The sequence below is a fragment of the Sorangium aterium genome, assembly GCF_028368935.1.
GTDB lineage: Bacteria > Myxococcota_A > Polyangia > Polyangiales > Polyangiaceae > Sorangium > Sorangium atrum.
On sequence record NZ_JAQNDK010000004.1, the window covers coordinates 1,251,459 to 1,266,763 of the forward strand.

Below are 15,305 nucleotides of genomic sequence, written 5' to 3' on the forward strand. Positions count from 1 at the left end.
CAGACAGCATCGCGGCTGCAACGTTCCCGAGCGCGCCTTGAAGCTCCTCGCCCTCTCGACCTCGACCCCGCGCGGCAGCGCCGCCCTCTTCGAAGCAGCGGACGTGGACCTGCACGCCGAGGCGGCGGCCCTGCGCGGCGGCGCACTCTCCGCCGCCGGCGTCGCCGCGGCGCCGGCGGCCGGCGCGCGGCTGCTCGCGGCGACGAGCTACGCCGACGTGCACGGGCACGCGGAGCGCATCTTCGGAGCCGTCGACGAGGTGCTCGCTGCGGCAGGCATACCGGCCGCGGCGGTGCAGGCGCTCGGCTGCGACGTGGGGCCTGGCTCGTTCACCGGGGTCCGGGTGGCGGTCGCGGCGGCCAAGGGCGTCGCCCTCGCGCTCGACGTCCCGATCGCCGGCGTCACCTCGCTCGAGGCGATGGCCGCCGCCGCCTTCGCCGCTGGCGCGGCGAGCCCCGGCGATCTGCTGGTCCCGCTGATCGACGCCAAGAAGGGTGAGGTCTTCCTGGCCGCCTTCGACGCGCCCTCGGCGGCGCCTTCGATCCCGCCGCGCCACCTGCCACGCGACGCGGCGTTCGATGTCGTGGCCGAGCTCGCCGCGGGGCGCCGCATCGTCGTCGTCGGCGCCGTCGCCGAGGAGATCGAGGCGCTCCGGCCGCTCGCCGTGCGGGGCGACGCGCTGGATTTCCCCGACGCAACGTGGATCGGACGCCTCGCGATCGACCGGCTCCGGGCGGCCGCCGCGGGCGGCGAGCGCGGGTCAGCGGAGGCCCCGCATGATCCGGCGCTCCTGGAGCCGCTCTATGTGCGCGCGCCGGACGCGAAGCCGGCCGAGCTGGGATACACTCCGCCCCGATGATCAGCTCGCCTGAAGGGGACGGCGTCGCACCCGACGCGGAGCGCGAGGCCTCGAGCTCCAGCGACGCGGAGCGCGCTCCGCCGCCCGCCGCGGCAGCGGAGCCAGCTCGTTCTCGCTCCGTCCCCGCCGCGTCGCACGACGAGCCCGCCGCGTCCTCCGCCCGCGTGGAGCCGGCCGAGTCGGGGCCTGATCCCGAGCGGCTCCGCGCCCGGTTCGGCCGCCCGTTCGAGGCCGGCGACGTCATCTTCCGCGAGGGCGAGCCCGGGACCGAGTCGTACCTCCTCGAGGAAGGGCGGGTCCGGCTCATCAAGAAGGTCCGCGGCGCCGAGCGCAGCCTGATGGTCCTGAAGCCCGGCGATCTGTTCGGCGAATCCGCGCTCCTCGGCGGCGCGGCGCGCTCGTCGACGGCGATCGCGCTGTCCCGCGGGGTCGCGCTCGCGCTCGATCAGGGCACGCTGCAGAACCTCGTCGAGCGCAACCCGGCCGTCGCGATGCGCATCATCAAGCAGCTCGTCGGTCGGCTCCGCGACGCGGAGGACCAGATCGAGATCATGATGCTCAACGACACGCAGTCGAAGGTCGTGAACGCGCTCCTCAAGCTCGCGCAGCAGTCGCGCGCCACCGGCAGCGCCGCCTCGTTCGCGATCTCGCCGATGGAGCTGTCCACCCGCGTCGGCCTCGACGTCGACACGGTGAAGCGCGCCGTCCAGCAGCTCCGGGAGGGCCAGTACCTGCGCGTCGCTGACGAGCGCCTCGAGATCCCCGATATCGAAGCGCTGCGGAGGCTGTTCGGCCTGCTGGGTCTCAAGGACGAGATCCGTGGCGAACAGTGATGAGCAGGAACCGCCTGCGCCACCATCCTATGCCGACCTGACAACTGCTGGAAGCCGAATCGGGATCGTGAGGACGCGCTGCGTCTTCCGGGGAGATTCGCGGGTTGACGTGACAAGCGGCCTGGTTTACTCAGGGGTCCCCGCAGGGCAGGCGAAGTCCCGTCCTGACAATGTGCCGCGCCGCGGCATCGTTCGGCAGCGGATTCAAGATCGCACATGACCTCGCAGCGACACAGGACAGCAGCGACCCGCGCGGGGTGCATCCGCGGCGCGGCCGCTGTCGTGTCGATGGGGTCACTGCTGTCGTTTGCGTCGCTTACGTCGTTTGCGCCGCTCGCGCTCGCGTCGTGCGGCGGCGCGCAGCCCTCGGCGCAGACGAGCGACGCGCGGTCGCTCGCGGAGTATGATCTCGCGCGCGACTCGTTCCAGCGCGGTCGCCTGCGCGAGGCGCTGGCGCACGTCGAGGAGGCGCTCTCGCACGACGAGGACAACGCCGAGGCGTCCTACCTCGGCGCGTTGATCCTGCTCGGCTTCTGCGCGGGTGATGCTCACTCCAGCGACTGTCGCTTCGACAGCGCCGAGAAGATGGCGCGGCGTGCCCTCGAGGCGAACCCGGAGATGCGGGACGCGAAGAACGCGCTGGGCGTCATCCTCGTGCATCAGCGGCGCTACGACGAGGCGATCGCGGTGCTCAAGCCGCTGACCGAGGACATCCTGTACGCCTCGCCGGAGAAGTCGTGGGGCAACCTGGGCTGGGCGTACCTGCTCAAGGGCAGGAACGACGAGGCGATCGACGCGCTACGCCGCGCGGTCGCCGCGCAGCCGCTCTTCTGCGTCGGGCAGTACCGGCTCGGGCTGGCCTACGAGAAGCGAGGCGAGCTCGATCTGGCGCGCGAGGCGCTGACGAAGGCGGTCGAGACCGACCAGCCGGAGTGCACGCGGCTGCAGGACGCGTTCGACGCGCGCGCCCGCATCGCCGAGAAGAGGGGGCTCGTGGACGACGCGCGCGCCGATCTCGAGCGGTGCCGGGAGATCGACGCGACGACGCCGGTAGGGCAGCGCTGCGCTGCACAGTTACAGACGTTGCAATAGGGCCTCGGCGCGCCGCTTTCCGAGAAGTTCCGCGGGGTGCGCTAGGGGGTTGAGCAACGGTTCTCAGGGTGAGTAGAGTGACGACCGAATGACGATGGGTGGAATGGGATGGAGTCGATCGGACGCTACCTGAGACGCACGCGTGAGGCTCGAGCCATGAGCGTGGAGGAAGTCGCCCGCGCCACGCGCATCCCGGTGATCTCCATCGAGCGAATCGAGGCAGATCATTTCGACGACCTGCCTGGCGAGGTGTTCGTTCGCGGGTTTTTGAAGGCGTACGCTCGCGCGGTCTCGCTCCCGATGGAGGAGGTGTTGGCCCGATACACGGCGAGCCGCCGGATCGCGCTGGTGACACCGCTGCCCATCGCGGCGCCCGCGCGCCGCACCCAGAGCAGGCGCTTCGGGGTCGCGATCGCGTTCGTGTTGTTGCTCATCCTCTTCACGCTGGCGCTCAGCATCGTGCTCAGGCCCCGCGGCCACGACATGCCGCCGGAGCTGTCGGAGGGTACCCTCGCGAGGGCGAGTACCTCCCTCTCGGTCTGAGGGCCAAATTTTCGCCGCGCGCTCGCGCGCGGTTCACGTCGTAACCCGCCGGTATCTGCCATGCCTCGATCGGTTCGCCCGCGGACGGAGCGCCTCCGGACCGGGGCGCTCCTGGTCCGGCGTGTACCTTTCGGTGAAGCCGATCTCCTGGTCGGGCTCTTCACCGAGCAGGGGGGGCTCATCTCTGCCACGGCGCGCGGCGCGCGCCGCTCGGCCAAGCGCTTCCCGGCGCTCGAGCCGATGCACCTGCTCCGCGTGACCCTGGAGATCCGTCCTGGCGCGGAGCTCGCCCAGCTGACGGAAGCGGCGATCGAGCGCCCGCGCCTGCGCCTCGCGGGGGATCTCGGGCGCCTCGAGGTGGCCGGGCGCGCGCTGCGCTGGGTGCGGGAGATCGCGCCGGCGCACACCGCCGAGCATGCGGCGTGGCGCGAGCTGAACCAGCTGCTCGACCGCCTCGACGAGGTGTCCACGCCTCCTCCCCAGGCGCTGCTGGCGGAGACCGGCCTGCGCCTGCTCGTCGCTTTCGGCTGGGGCCTCGAGCTCACGCAGTGTGTCCGTTGCGGGCGCGCCTGCGACGCGACGCAGTCGGCCTGCGCCGACCCGGCGCGCGGCGGCCTCGTCTGCCGGGCCTGTGGCGGCGGCCCTGTCGTGTTGCGGCCGGAGCCGAGGGAGCGGCTGCTGGCAGCGATGCTCGGCGGCGCGCCGATCCCGGAAGAGGACGTCCCGCTCGCGCTCGACTTAGTAGAGGGCGCGCTCACCGCCCACGCGAGCGGCAGCTGAGCGGCGGCCGCCTCCTGTGCGGGTGGCCGCCGCTCGGCGGCGCTCCTAGCGGTTCGGAGTCACGCGACGGCTCGCCAGAAGCGGGTCGCCGCGCGGGGGGCTTCGGGCGATCCCTCGATCTCCACGTAGGGCCGGCCGGGCGCGGCGCGTGGGAACGAGAAGCTGCCGGTGTTCGCGTAACCGTCGCCGAGCGCCTCGCGGTGCGTGTGGCCGAAGACGACCAGCTTCGCGCCTGTCGTCCTCGCGACGCGGCTGGCGCTCTCGGCCAGGCGCTCGGCGACCGTGCCGGCGTAGCGGTTGTGCCCGCTCGCCCAGCTCGCGCCCATCAGCAGCGCGCCGAGCCCGAGCGCCGCGGCGCCGGTCCCCCGCGCGCCGAGCCCGAGCGCCGCGATCCCGGCGCCCATCGACAACGTCGCGATCACGCGATCGAAGTACAGCCGCGTGAACGTGCGCGCCGCGCTCTCCAGGGTCGGCGTGGCCCCGAGCCCGACGAGCGCGTCTGCCATCGCGCGCGGCACCCCGAGCTCGTGCGCGAAGCGCTCCATGGCCGCGGCCCCCACCGCGGCCTCGCCTTCCGCGCGGTAGAGCGGGCCGCTCTTCAACATCGCGCCGATCGCCGCGTGGAAGTAGCGGTAGATGACGTAGGGCGCGCGAGGGCCGTACCAGGTGAACGCCGACAGGAACAAGCTGAGCGGCGTCTGATCGTTCGCCTGCAGATAACGGTGCGCGCCGGTCGGCGCGATGAACTCCTCGACGAAGTGAACGCCGAGGCTGCGCTCGCCGACTACGAGCGGGTGAGCGGGGGCGTTGTCCGGATCGTAGAGGTGGCCGTGCTCGAGGTGGATTGCCCCCTCGCGGAAGAACCAGGGCGTCGTCCGGATCCGCGACCGGGCCTCGCCGGTCACCTCGAGCGCCTCCGCCAGCGCCACGGGGAAGTCGGGCGCCCCGACCTCGGCGTCGTGATTGCCACCCGCCAGCCAGAGCTCGCCGCCCCGGTCGAGGTGCTCGGCGAGCGCCGCCCGCGCGGTCGGGTGCGCGAGCAGCGCCTCGCGCAGCGCGCGCGGCCGGGGCATCCAGGGCGACTCGGAGGAGAGATCGAACAGATCGCCCGCGACCACGATGCGTGCCCCCCGGTGGGCCTCCACGAACCGGGCAAGATCGGCGGTCACGTCGCGCGGCGTCTGGCGCACGAGATGGAGATCGGCGAGCACGACCGTGCGGCGCTGCGTCATAACCTTCCTTATTCATCACGTCCGCCCGGGCGCTGCAACTCGCCGCCAGCCGCGCGATCTCGGCTGGTGCCCCCGTGGAGGAGGGCTGCCCACCGAGCTCAGCGCTCATCTGTCGCATCCGTCACCGCTGCCGGGATGCAGCCCTCCGTCACCGTCGCCGCGCAGCCCTGGCACGGGCTCGACGCCTGCGCCGCTGCGTCCCATGCAAGCGTGCATGGAAGGCTCGGCGCGGACGCGACCCTCGGCCCAGCGGGTGAACGGTGGACTGCTCGCAGAGATCACCCGTGCCCTGGGGGGCAAGGACATCGAGGCCCTCTCCCGGATCTACGCGGAAGACGCCGTGATCGAGGAGGTGAGCAGCCGCGATCCGCCGGCCCACCCCAGCGTCACCCGCGGGAGGCAAGCGATCATGGAGCGGCTCAAGAGCGACCTCTTCCGCGATCCGGTCTCGGACTGGGAGCGCCAGCTCGATTCGACGGAGATCCTGGATGGAATCGAGACCGATGAGGGGCTGGCGTACATGGAGGTGCGCGTCTATGCGGCCGGCGATCGGGTCGTCGCGCAGCACCTGGCCCGCAAGAAGAACGGCCTCATCGGCCACGATCGCGTCGTCGTCGCCTGGGACGCGGACTGAGCCAGCGCCGGCGAGCGGCGGTGCCGCCCGACGCGCCGTCGAGGGCCGCCTTGCTTGCGCGGCGAGGGCTGCGCTGCTCGCGCGGCGGCGATGTAGAGTGGCGCCGTGACCACCGCCGTCCTCCTCAGCTGCCACGGCACCGTCGAGCGGCTCGACGATCTGCCCGCATTCGTCACCAACATCCGCCGCGGCAGGCCGGCCCCGCCAGAGGTGATCGACGAGGTCCGCCGCCGCTTCCAGGCGATCGGCGGCTCGCCGCTCATGCGCATCACGCAAGCCCAGGCGGACGCGCTCGCCGCGAGGCTCGGTCTCCCGGTCGCCATTGCCGGGCGCCTCTGGCACCCGTATCCGGCCGAGGTGCTCGGCGCGCTCCACCGCAGCGGCGTGAGGCGCGTCGTCTCGCTGCCGCTCGCGCCGCAGTCCGTCGACGTCTACCACGCCGTCGTCCGCGACGCGGCCGCCGAGCAGGGCGGCATGGAGGTCCGGTGCGTGCCCGCGTGGGGGCTCGATCCGGCGCTGATCGACGCCTTCGTCGAGGTGATCGACGAGGCGCTCGCGCGCGCCCCCGAGGAGAGCCGGGCGAAGACGGCGGTGATCCTCTCGGCCCACAGCCTCCCGCAGCGGATCATCGCCGCCGGAGATCCGTACGAGCGCCAGTTCCGCGCGATGGCCGCCGAGGTGGAGCGCCGCATCGCCCCTCGCAGGAACCCGGTGCTCGTCGCCTTCCAGAGCCAGGGCATGACCGGCGACGCCTGGCTCGGTCCGGATCTGCGGTCGACGTTCGATGGCCTCGCCGCGCGCGGCGTGCGGGAGGCGCTGATCGCGCCGATCGGCTTCGTCGCGGATCACGTCGAGACCCTCTACGATCTCGACGTGGAGGCGCAGGTATTCGCCCGTGAGGCGGGCCTCGCGCGGCTCTCCCGGGCGCCGGCCGTGAACACGCGGCCGCGCTTCATCGACGCCCTGGAGGCGCTCGTCCGGCGCGAGCTCGCGCAGGCCGCGCCGTAGGCGGCGCAGCGCCGGCTCAGCGCTCGCTGACGCGGCGCTTGCGCGGGAGCCTCGACACGGTCGCGCGGAGGAGCCACGGGGCGTGCCTCGAGAGCGACACCCCGAGCTTGCCGTGGGCGGTGACGATCACCTCGGCGCGCCGCGCGACGATGCCGTCCATGATCTGTCGCGCCGCCGTCTGCGCCGGCATGACGAGCCAGCGCGGCACGGGATCCTGGGCGCCCTCGTGCCGGTTGCCCGCGTTGTCGATCTGGCGGATCTCGCTCGCCACGTACCCCGGCGCGACGTGCGTGACCGCGACGCCGTCGGCGTGGAGCTCCGCGCGCAGCGTCTCGGCGAGGGCGCGCACCGCGAACTTGCTCATCGTGTAGGCGCCCACCGCGGGGACCGCGAGGTAGCCCATCACGCTGCCGACGAGCGCGACGCCGCCGCGCGATCGCTTGAGCTCCGGCAGCGCGGCCTTCACGGTGCGCAGCGCGCCGAAGACGTTGGTCTCGAGCTGCCGGCGGAAATCGTCGAGCGCGAGATCCTCGACGCGTCCCGCCACGCCGAACCCGGCGTTCGCGATGGCGATGTCGAGCCCCCCGAACGCCTCGCTCGCCTGCGCGACGGCGCGCTCCACGTCGCCGTCGCGCGTGACGTCGCACGGGGTCGCGAGCGCCTCGCCGCCGGACCGCCGGATCTCCGTCGCGAGCGCCTCGAGCCGCTCGGCCCGCCGCGCCGCGAGGACGACCCGGCCGCCGCGCCGGGCGACCTCCCGGGCGAGGGCCTCGCCGATCCCCGACGACGCGCCCGTGATGAGAACGACCCGACCGGCGAGCTTGCTTGCCATGGACGCCCGCATACCACGATCGCGGGACCTCGCGCTCTGGCGCGCGCTAGCGCGGTCGCTCATGCTCGGCCTCTCGCCGCTCGGTCGCGCCGGCGGCGTCGGTTACGATGGCCTCTCCCGGCTCGACCGGGCGCCGCGTCTCAGCGTAGGTTTGCGTTCGTTTTGCGTAGGTCTGCGTTCGTCTGCGTTCGTTCGCGTGCGGTTGTGCACGATGACGAACGGTCGCGCATCGTTGCGCACGGGGTGACATGCGAAGCCACTCGATCCGCCGCTCTCTTGCCGCTCTCCTCGTCGCCGCCGCCTGCGCGGCCCCCGCTCCCGCCTCCGGCGAGCCGCCCCCCTCGCTTTCGCGCGTGGAGGCGCTCCTCGCGCAGGGCGACTATGCGGAGGCCGAGAAGGTCGTCCTCAGCCTCCAGGGCGGGAAGGAGCGCGCCGCGGCGCTGCTCGCGAAGGCGCGGATCGAGCTGCTCACGGGTCGCTACGACGACGCGGTGAAGACGGCGAAGGCCGCCGCCGCGCTCGGCAAGGAGGCGCGGATCGCCGCCGCGCCGCTTCGGGCCGAGGCGCTCGCGCGCCGCGGGAAGATGGCCGAGGCGATCGCGGCGGTGCGCGAGGTGGAGCGGGAGGACGACGCCCGCCGCGCGCGGCTCATGCTCGGCGAGCTCCTGATCGAGTCGGGCAAGCGGGGCGAGGCGCGCGCGCCGCTGATGACGATCATCGACGACTACAACGACGACAAGATCACCGCGAGCGACGCGGAGGGGCTGTCGCTGGTCGGGCGCGCGGCGCACCTGCTCCGGAGCGCGCGCGACGCGAACGACGCGTTCAACGCGGCCGAGAAGGTGGGCGGCAAGCAGCGGGTCGAGACGTTGCTCTGGCGGGCCGAGCTGTTCCTCGACAAATACGACCCCGGCCACGCCGGGCAGGTCGTGAAGGAGGCGCTCAAGCTCGCCCCGAAGGATCCGTTTTCCCGCGTCGCCATGGCGCGCGTCAAGCTCGAGAGCGCGATGGACTTCGGCGGCGCCGACAGCGAGGTCGCGCAGGCGCTCTCCGTGAATCCGAACCTCGCCGAGGCCTACTTCGTCCGCGCCGGGCTCGCGCTCCGCGACATGGACATCGACGCCGCGGACGCTGCAGCCGACCGCGGGCTCAAGGTGAACCCGAACGACCTCGAGCTGCTCTCGATCAAGGCGGCGGGCCGCTTCCTCGCCGACGACGCGGCCGGCTTCGAGGCCATCAAGGCGAAGGTGCTCGGCCTGAACCCGGGGTTCTCGCGGTTCTTCCAGATCGTCGGCGAGTTCGCGGAGTGGGAGCACCGCTACGACGACATCGTCAAGATGATGGCGGAGGCGACGCAGGTCGATCCGGACGACGCGAAGGCGCACGCCACGCTCGGCCTGAACCTGATCCGCGCCGGCGACGAGAAGAGCGGCGTGCTCTCGCTGCAGAAGGCGTGGGACAAGGACCGCTTCAACGTGCGGGTCTTCAATACGCTGAACCTCTACGAGAAGGACATCGCGACGCAGTACGTGACCGTCGAGGGGCAGACGTTCCGCGTCCGCTACCACAAGCAGGAGCGGGCGATCCTCGAGCGGTACGTGCCGCGCATGCTCGAGGAGGCGTGGGGCTCGATGGTGAAGCGGTACGGCTTCACGCCGAAGGTCCCGGTCTCGATCGAGCTCTACGCGTCGACGGAGAACTTCAGCGTCAGGACGAGCGGCCTGCCCAACGTGGGCATCCAGGGCGTCTGCTTCGGCCAGACGCTCGCGGCGCTGAGCCCGGCGGCGGGGGAGTTCAACTGGGGGAACGTGCTGTGGCACGAGCTCGGGCACGTCTTCGCGATCCAGCTCTCGAAGAACCACGTCCCGCGCTGGTTCACCGAGGGGCTCAGCGAGTACGAGACGATCGTGCGGCGGCCCGAGTGGCACCGCGAGGAAGATCCGGCGCTGTTCGCCGCCCTGAAGGGCGGGAGGATCCCGGCGGTCGACGGGTTCAACCGGGCGTTCACGCACGTCGACAACATCGAGGACGTGACGATGGCCTACTTTGCGGCGAGCCAGATCGTGGTCTTCATGGCGGGCGAGTTCGGCTTCCCGAAGGTGGTCTCGATGCTGCCCCGGTGGGCCGCGGGCAAGCGGACGCAGGAGGTGGTGAAGGAGTCGCTCGGGATCAGCGCGGAGGAGCTCGATCGGCGCTTCCGCGCGTGGCTGAAGCCCCGGCTCGAGCGCTACGAGAAGCAGTACGTCCCGGATCTGCACGCGCCGCCGCTCGACGAGGCGCGCAAGGCGGCGGCGCGCGCTCCGAAGGACGCGAAGCGGCTCGTCGAGCTCGCGCTCGCGCTGTTCGAGGACGGGCAGCGCCAGGAGGGCGAGGCGGTGCTCGCCGAGGCGCTCCGGGTCGACCCGAAGCAGCCTGACGCGACCTACCTCAAGGTGCGGGCGGCCTTCGCCGAGAAGAAGCCCGACGAGGCGGCGAGGCTCTTGAGCAAGATGATCGCCGACGGGAACGACGGCTACGTCGTGCGGATGAAGCTCGCTGATCTCGCCGAGCTGAAGAAGGACGCGGCGAAGATGAAGGCGAACCTCGAGGCGGCGTCGCGCCAGGATCCCACGCAGGCCGAGCCGCTCCAGGGGCTGTACGACCTCGCGCATCGGCAGAAGGACGCTGCGGGCGAGCTCTCGGCGCTTCGCCGGCTCGCGCTCCTCGATCAGCACGATCGCCGTGTCTGGCGGCGGCTGCTCCGGCTGCTCGTGGAGCGCGGCGCGTGGGAGGAGGCGCGCAAGGTCGGCGAGGGCGCGATCTTCGTCGACGTGGCGAACCCGGAGATCCACCGGCTCTATGCGCGGGCGCTGGCGCGCACGGGGCGGCACGTGTCGGCGATCTACGAGCTGAACAGCGCGCTCCTAGCCGGGTCGAAGCCGGGGGATGCGGCGGAGATCTACGGGGAGCTCGCCAAGGCGTACGCGAAGATGAAGCGGGACGACTACGCGAAGCAGGCGCTCGAGTACCAGAAGGCGATGAGGGGCGCGTCACCGCCTGCGCCGCGGGCGATGCCGGATTGAGGTTCGGGGCTCGGGGCTCGGGGCGAGGTGTGAGCGGGGAAGGGAGGGCGGAGATCCCGGCTGCACGCGCCGGAGGGGGTCTCCGCGCGGCAGGGCGCGGGTGGGCGCTCGGCCATCCGCCGAGGCGGGAGCGCGGAGCTTGCGCATGGACCACCGCCCGGCATGTCTCCCTTCGGGCCTTGCCACCTGGGACGTTTCGTCGCGCGCCACACAAGGCGCGCCTGAGACGTGGAGCCCTCCGGGACCTTATGGCACCTCGGTCGGTGCTCGCCGCGCCCACCCGCGCCCTGCCGCGCGGAGACCCCCTCCGGCGCTCGCGTGGTGCCAGGTCAAACCGCCGCGCGCTGGACCTGAAGGCTCGTGGCCCCGTGCCAGCAGGCGCTGGTTGCTACGGGCGAGCGCGACGCCACTGCCGCCGGAGCTTTCGTCTCCGGCGGCGCACCTGACGCGCCTGGCGATGCTTGCCTTGCTGCGCCAGCGTCAACGCCAGCAGCTCGAAGGCCGAGTCGACCAGCGAACGGATGCTGAGATCATCCGGGACAACTGCAGCATAACGCTCCCCTAGCCGGATCGCGCGCTTGAGGAACCCGGCGGCTTGGCGCGCCCATCGTGTCGCTGAAGAGCGAGGACCATCACTGGCCGCACCCGCCGCGCGAGCACCGCCATGGGATGCGAACCACTTCAGCCCCAGTTGCACGTGCAGGGGAACGAGCAGCCGAGCAGCCTGCATTTGAGCAGAGTGCAGTGGGAGGTTTCTCGCATGATTCCAGGCGCTTAAGAGCGCTGCGGTTGCGCCGTTAAGATCACCTTGCTGTAAGAAGGCATCGGTCTGACGGCCGTATCCGAGCGCAACCCGCCAGCTGTGAGATAGATCGTCAGGGTGCTCCGCGAGAAGGCGGAGCGCGCTGGTTGTGCTTCGCTGCGCCCATTCCAGCGCTGCGGTGGGGTCTCTTTGCGCGGATGCGATGGCCGAGCGCTGCGCCAGCAGGCGCCAGCGTACAAATGACCATCGCTCGCCTCCGTCGTCATCGGAGAGCTGCAGCGCGATCTGCAGAGCGGCATCGCAAGCTTCTCCTGCCTTGGCAAGGTCACCTCGCGCCCTGAGCGTCGTGCTCAATTCATAGTGGTATTCCAGCAACTCGACCTGCCAGCGCGCTTCGGTGGGATGCTCCGTCGCCCTTCGCTGTACAAGCCCGAGGCCCTCGTGCAACATCTGCTCTGCTGCCGCGTGATCGCCTCTGGTCGAGATGAGGGCGGCGATCTGCCGGCGCACGATGCTCGTCCTGAGCTGCGTGTCCTGATCCGTTGGATCGACCCTGGCCAGTGTCGCTAGTGCATCGAGTTGCTCGCGGAAGGCAGCTTCGGCCGAACGAAGATCGCCTTGTGTCGCCAGCACCTGCCCACGAAGTCCGAGCACTCTGTCCAGCATGCCCAGCCCGGCCGCAGTTGCAGCGGCGTCTTCCCGTCGGAGAGCGCACAGCACGCCGTCCAGACGATGAAGCGATAGCTCCAGCCTTCCTTGCTCCCATGCGATAAGGCCGTGTAACGCGTTCAGGAGAAGTTCATCGATGGGGTGTGAAGCACCGCCGCCATGCTCGCGGGCGAGGGTGTGTGCGCAGCGCTCTGCCTCCTCGACACGCCCTGCCATGAACAGACCCCAGGCTGCAGCCTCCAGAGCTCGTCGGCGCGCGCCCTTCGCGTTCGGGCTTGTGGCTGCCTCCAGGCGCTCGGCCCTCTTGAGCTCGCGATCTGGATCGGCCAGCACCGCAAAAGAGATCATGGATGTCCGCATCGGCGCCCGCCATTCCGGCACCCTCGGCGCACTCACCTCCGCGGATGTGCCCGGCTCCGCGATGAAGGCGCGGATCGAGAACAGATCTGGCGCGAGATCACGCAGCAGCCGCTTCAGCGACTCGCGCCCCTCGACGATGACGCCCCCGTCGAGCCGCTTGCGATACGCCTCGCGCCGCTCGTTCATCGCCAGGAAGAGCTGCGACGCCGCGCCGGCCCACTCCTCGATGAGCCCTCCTGGTCCGTCGGTCCGGATCCAGTGGATCCCCGGCTCGGTCTCACCGGCGAGTTCGACGGCCAGCCTGGCGAGGCTGTGTGGCGGCGGCGCGTGCACGAAGAACGGCTTGCCCTGCTCGCGGCACCAGCGCTCCGCCTGGTCGCGCAGCCGCGCCCGTGGGCGGGCGTCGTCGCCGACGACGAGCGCGAACCAGAAGCCGATCTGGTTCTCGAGGTGGAAGCTGAGCCGGCTCCAGGCCTCCGCCTCGTCTGCGGTCATGCGCTGCGCACGACGTCGCGTATGAGGGGGTGCACGTCGTACCAGAAGTCGTCGTTCAGGTAGCAAAGGAGGATCCCCGAATCGAGGAAGCGGAGCACGTGCTCCCGCTCCTCCCCGCGGATCTCCTTCAGGCTCTTGTCAGCCGCGATGCGGCCGAGCACCTCGATCTCGTCCTTGTAGAGCGGCAAGTACGCCCGCTGCGCGATGGCGACGATCTTCTCCGCGGCGCTCTCCTGTACCCCGAGCCCTGCCAGATGGACGGCCTCGAGGAGCATGTTGAGGAGGTCGCGCAGGTGTCCTCCCGACGCGAAGATGAGGCGCTCGAGCGCCTGATCGTCCGGAATGATCCTCCGCCAGTCTCCCCGCCGCTCGACGAGGCGGATGATCCGGTCAACCACGTCCGTGCGCTCGCCGTTCCGTCGCTTCACCTGGTAGGCAGGCCACGCCTGCACCGCGCCGTTCATGAACTGGGCGGCGAGGTTGTTGGCTTCCAGGAAGAGGAACGCGGGGACGCTCAGCACCATGTGCGTCTCCGGCAGGCTGATGCGGCTGGCGTGCGTCAAGAAGAGCTCCTCGACGCTGCGGCGAACCTCGTCGCTCGTCTCCCCCGTGCCCCGGAGGTGCTCGAGCGAGTCCAGAATCACGACGAGGCGAACCTCGCGCCCGGCGCGCGCGCGGAGGGCGTCCAGGATCTCGTCATGGTAAGCGCGGATCTGCGCCGTGAGCTCCGCGAGCCGCCCCGAGAGCTGATCGCGGACCTGCCCGCGGAACCCTGGGTCGCCCCGCAAGGCGAGCTTGACGTTGGCGACCCCGGCGTTCGCCGTGACCTCGCTCGGCATCTTCGGCAGGAGGCCGCGCAGGCGCTCCACGAAGCTCTTCTCGAGGCCCTTCTCCTTGCCGAGGAGCCGCTCGCTGGTGAGCTGCTCGCTGATGGCGCCGGCCAGGATGAGAAGGAACTCCCGGATGTCGACCGGCGAGTGCATGTCGATGAAGTCGTCGAGGTCGACACGGATGACGTGGAAGTCGTGCTCCCAGAGCATCTTCTCCAGCCGGGAGAGCTCCGTCGTCTTGCCCGTCCCCCGGAAGCCCGCGACCAGCTGGACGCTCTCGACCTCGCTGAAGTCGATTGTGTCGAACAGCCGCTTCACCGGATCGTGCCGCTCGTCATGGAGCGGCTCGTACAGCTTGCGGTCCTCCTCATCCATGAGGTTGAGCGGCCTGTCGCGCAGCGCCCGGAAGAGCGCGCGCTGGATGCTGCGATCGATCGCTTGCATGGGCGGACCCGCGGACCCTAGCACCGCGCGCTCAGGGGGCGCAGCACCGACCGTCATCCCATGGGTTGGGGAAATCCTGCGCTCGGCCGACGCGCCGTCATCCGAGGGCGGTCGCCCCGGCTTCGCGACGGGATCCGCGTCACGTCACTCGGCGTCCACCAGTCGTGCGGGCGAAGCTGCGCTCCCTCCTCATTCCGTCCGCTGTGCGAGCCTCGCCCTCCGGCGAACCGGAAACGGTTAGGAGGAGGCAGCTGGGAGCCCTCGGCGAACCGGAAACGGTTAGGAGGAGGCAGCTGGGAGCCTTCGGCGGACCGGAAACGGTTCGGAGGAAGCAGCCGGGAGCCGCCGTTGACCCGGAGACGGTTAGGAGGAGGCAGCTGGGAGCCTTCGGCGGACCGGAGATGGTTCGGAGGAAGCAGCCGGGAGCCGCCGTTGGACCGGAGATGGTTCGGAGGAAGCAGCCGGGAGCCGCCGTTGGACCGGAGACGGTTCGGAGGAAGCAGCCGGGAGCCGCCGTTGAACCGGACATGGTCGCCAGTGCCTCCTTCTCGATCGCACAGCCGTGCCCCTTGCGGTCCTGGCCAAGCGTCTCACCTCCATCTCGCCCCATATCCCCACTCCCGTAGCGCCGAGGGGAGGGTCTGCGCGGCGGCCGGGGGTGGGCGCGATCGAGCACCGACCGAGGTGCCATAAGGTCCCGGAGGGCTCCACGTCTCAGGCGCGCCTTGTGTGGCGCGCGACGAAACGTCCCAGGTGGCAAGGCCCGAAGGGAGACATGCCGGGCGGTGGTCCATGCGCAAGCTCCACGCTTCCGCCTCGGCGGATGGCGAGCGCCCACCCCCGGCCGCCGCGCAGACCCTCCCCTCGGC

General features: G+C 71.2%; 12 protein-coding genes. 8 read left to right on the forward strand and 4 right to left on the reverse strand.

Annotation, left to right across the window (positions count from 1 at the left end; all coding sequences use genetic code 11):
- Window positions 1-37: 37 nt before the first annotated feature.
- The 5 genes from tsaB (at window position 38) to recO (ending at window position 4,107) form a co-directional block, all read left to right on the forward strand.
- The gene (gene tsaB, locus POL72_RS36140; protein ID WP_272101361.1) at window positions 38-859 is read left to right on the forward strand and encodes a tRNA (adenosine(37)-N6)-threonylcarbamoyltransferase complex dimerization subunit type 1 TsaB; all 822 of its coding nucleotides are present in this window, start codon (window positions 38-40) and stop codon (window positions 857-859) included.
- The gene (locus tag POL72_RS36145; protein WP_272101362.1) at window positions 856-1,692 is read left to right on the forward strand and encodes a Crp/Fnr family transcriptional regulator; all 837 of its coding nucleotides are present in this window, start codon (window positions 856-858) and stop codon (window positions 1,690-1,692) included. Before tsaB ends, POL72_RS36145 begins: the two co-directional genes overlap by 4 nt.
- 216 nt (window positions 1,693-1,908) lie before the next feature.
- Window positions 1,909-2,784, forward strand: coding sequence for a tetratricopeptide repeat protein (locus POL72_RS36150; protein WP_272101363.1), 876 nt, complete (start codon window positions 1,909-1,911; stop codon window positions 2,782-2,784).
- A gap of 108 nt (window positions 2,785-2,892) precedes the next feature.
- A complete protein-coding gene (locus POL72_RS36155; RefSeq protein WP_272101364.1) occupies window positions 2,893-3,327 on the forward strand; it encodes a helix-turn-helix domain-containing protein in 435 nt (144 codons plus the stop codon).
- A gap of 60 nt (window positions 3,328-3,387) precedes the next feature.
- Window positions 3,388-4,107, forward strand: coding sequence for a DNA repair protein RecO (gene recO, locus POL72_RS36160; RefSeq protein WP_272101365.1), 720 nt, complete (start codon window positions 3,388-3,390; stop codon window positions 4,105-4,107).
- Window positions 4,108-4,166: 59 nt separating this feature from the next.
- Here recO and POL72_RS36165 read toward each other — a convergent pair whose 3' ends face one another.
- Window positions 4,167-5,339: a metallophosphoesterase family protein gene (locus POL72_RS36165; RefSeq protein WP_272101366.1), complete on the reverse strand. Its 1,173-nt coding sequence runs from the start codon at window positions 5,337-5,339 to the stop codon at window positions 4,167-4,169.
- Window positions 5,340-5,553: 214 nt separating this feature from the next.
- Here POL72_RS36165 and POL72_RS36170 point away from each other — a divergent pair, with 214 nt between their 5' ends.
- Both POL72_RS36170 and hemH read left to right on the forward strand, forming a co-directional pair.
- Entirely contained in the window at window positions 5,554-5,973 is a 420-nt protein-coding gene (locus POL72_RS36170; RefSeq protein ID WP_272101367.1) for a nuclear transport factor 2-like protein, read from the forward strand.
- A 105-nt stretch (window positions 5,974-6,078) separates the two neighbouring features.
- On the forward strand, window positions 6,079-6,981 hold the full coding sequence (hemH, locus tag POL72_RS36175) for a ferrochelatase (RefSeq protein WP_272101368.1): 903 nt from the start codon (window positions 6,079-6,081) through the stop codon (window positions 6,979-6,981).
- Window positions 6,982-6,997: 16 nt separating this feature from the next.
- Here hemH and POL72_RS36180 read toward each other — a convergent pair whose 3' ends face one another.
- Window positions 6,998-7,813 carry an SDR family oxidoreductase gene (locus POL72_RS36180; protein ID WP_272101369.1) on the reverse strand — a complete coding sequence of 272 codons (816 nt, stop codon included), beginning with the start codon at window positions 7,811-7,813 and terminating at the stop codon, window positions 6,998-7,000.
- Between the two features lie 248 nt (window positions 7,814-8,061).
- Here POL72_RS36180 and POL72_RS36185 point away from each other — a divergent pair, with 248 nt between their 5' ends.
- Window positions 8,062-10,875, forward strand: coding sequence for a tetratricopeptide repeat protein (locus POL72_RS36185; protein WP_272101370.1), 2,814 nt, complete (start codon window positions 8,062-8,064; stop codon window positions 10,873-10,875).
- Window positions 10,876-11,263: 388 nt separating this feature from the next.
- Here the strand turns inward: POL72_RS36185 and POL72_RS36190 are convergent, their stop codons facing one another.
- Both POL72_RS36190 and POL72_RS36195 read right to left on the reverse strand, forming a co-directional pair.
- Window positions 11,264-13,162 carry a tetratricopeptide repeat protein gene (locus POL72_RS36190; RefSeq protein ID WP_272101371.1) on the reverse strand — a complete coding sequence of 633 codons (1,899 nt, stop codon included), beginning with the start codon at window positions 13,160-13,162 and terminating at the stop codon, window positions 11,264-11,266.
- Window positions 13,159-14,436, reverse strand: a complete 1,278-nt coding sequence (locus POL72_RS36195; protein WP_272101372.1) for an AAA family ATPase — start codon at window positions 14,434-14,436, stop codon at window positions 13,159-13,161. The genes POL72_RS36190 and POL72_RS36195 overlap by 4 nt, the downstream gene beginning before the upstream one ends.
- Window positions 14,437-15,305 lie beyond the last annotated feature (869 nt).

Bases quoted from the DNA above. Each gene is read 5' to 3' on its own strand.
- POL72_RS36165 (WP_272101366.1), bottom strand. From the start codon at position 5,339: ATGACGCAGCGCCGCACGGTCGTGCTCGCCGATCTCCATCTCGTGCGC.
- recO (WP_272101365.1), top strand. From the start codon at position 3,388: ATGCCTCGATCGGTTCGCCCGCGGACGGAGCGCCTCCGGACCGGGGCG.
- POL72_RS36180 (WP_272101369.1), bottom strand. From the start codon at position 7,813: ATGGCAAGCAAGCTCGCCGGTCGGGTCGTTCTCATCACGGGCGCGTCG.
- POL72_RS36185 (WP_272101370.1), top strand. From the start codon at position 8,062: ATGCGAAGCCACTCGATCCGCCGCTCTCTTGCCGCTCTCCTCGTCGCC.
- POL72_RS36195 (WP_272101372.1), bottom strand. From the start codon at position 14,436: ATGCAAGCGATCGATCGCAGCATCCAGCGCGCGCTCTTCCGGGCGCTG.
- POL72_RS36190 (WP_272101371.1), bottom strand. From the start codon at position 13,162: ATGACCGCAGACGAGGCGGAGGCCTGGAGCCGGCTCAGCTTCCACCTC.
- POL72_RS36150 (WP_272101363.1), top strand. From the start codon at position 1,909: ATGACCTCGCAGCGACACAGGACAGCAGCGACCCGCGCGGGGTGCATC.
- POL72_RS36170 (WP_272101367.1), top strand. From the start codon at position 5,554: ATGGAAGGCTCGGCGCGGACGCGACCCTCGGCCCAGCGGGTGAACGGT.
- POL72_RS36145 (WP_272101362.1), top strand. From the start codon at position 856: ATGATCAGCTCGCCTGAAGGGGACGGCGTCGCACCCGACGCGGAGCGC.
- POL72_RS36155 (WP_272101364.1), top strand. From the start codon at position 2,893: ATGGAGTCGATCGGACGCTACCTGAGACGCACGCGTGAGGCTCGAGCC.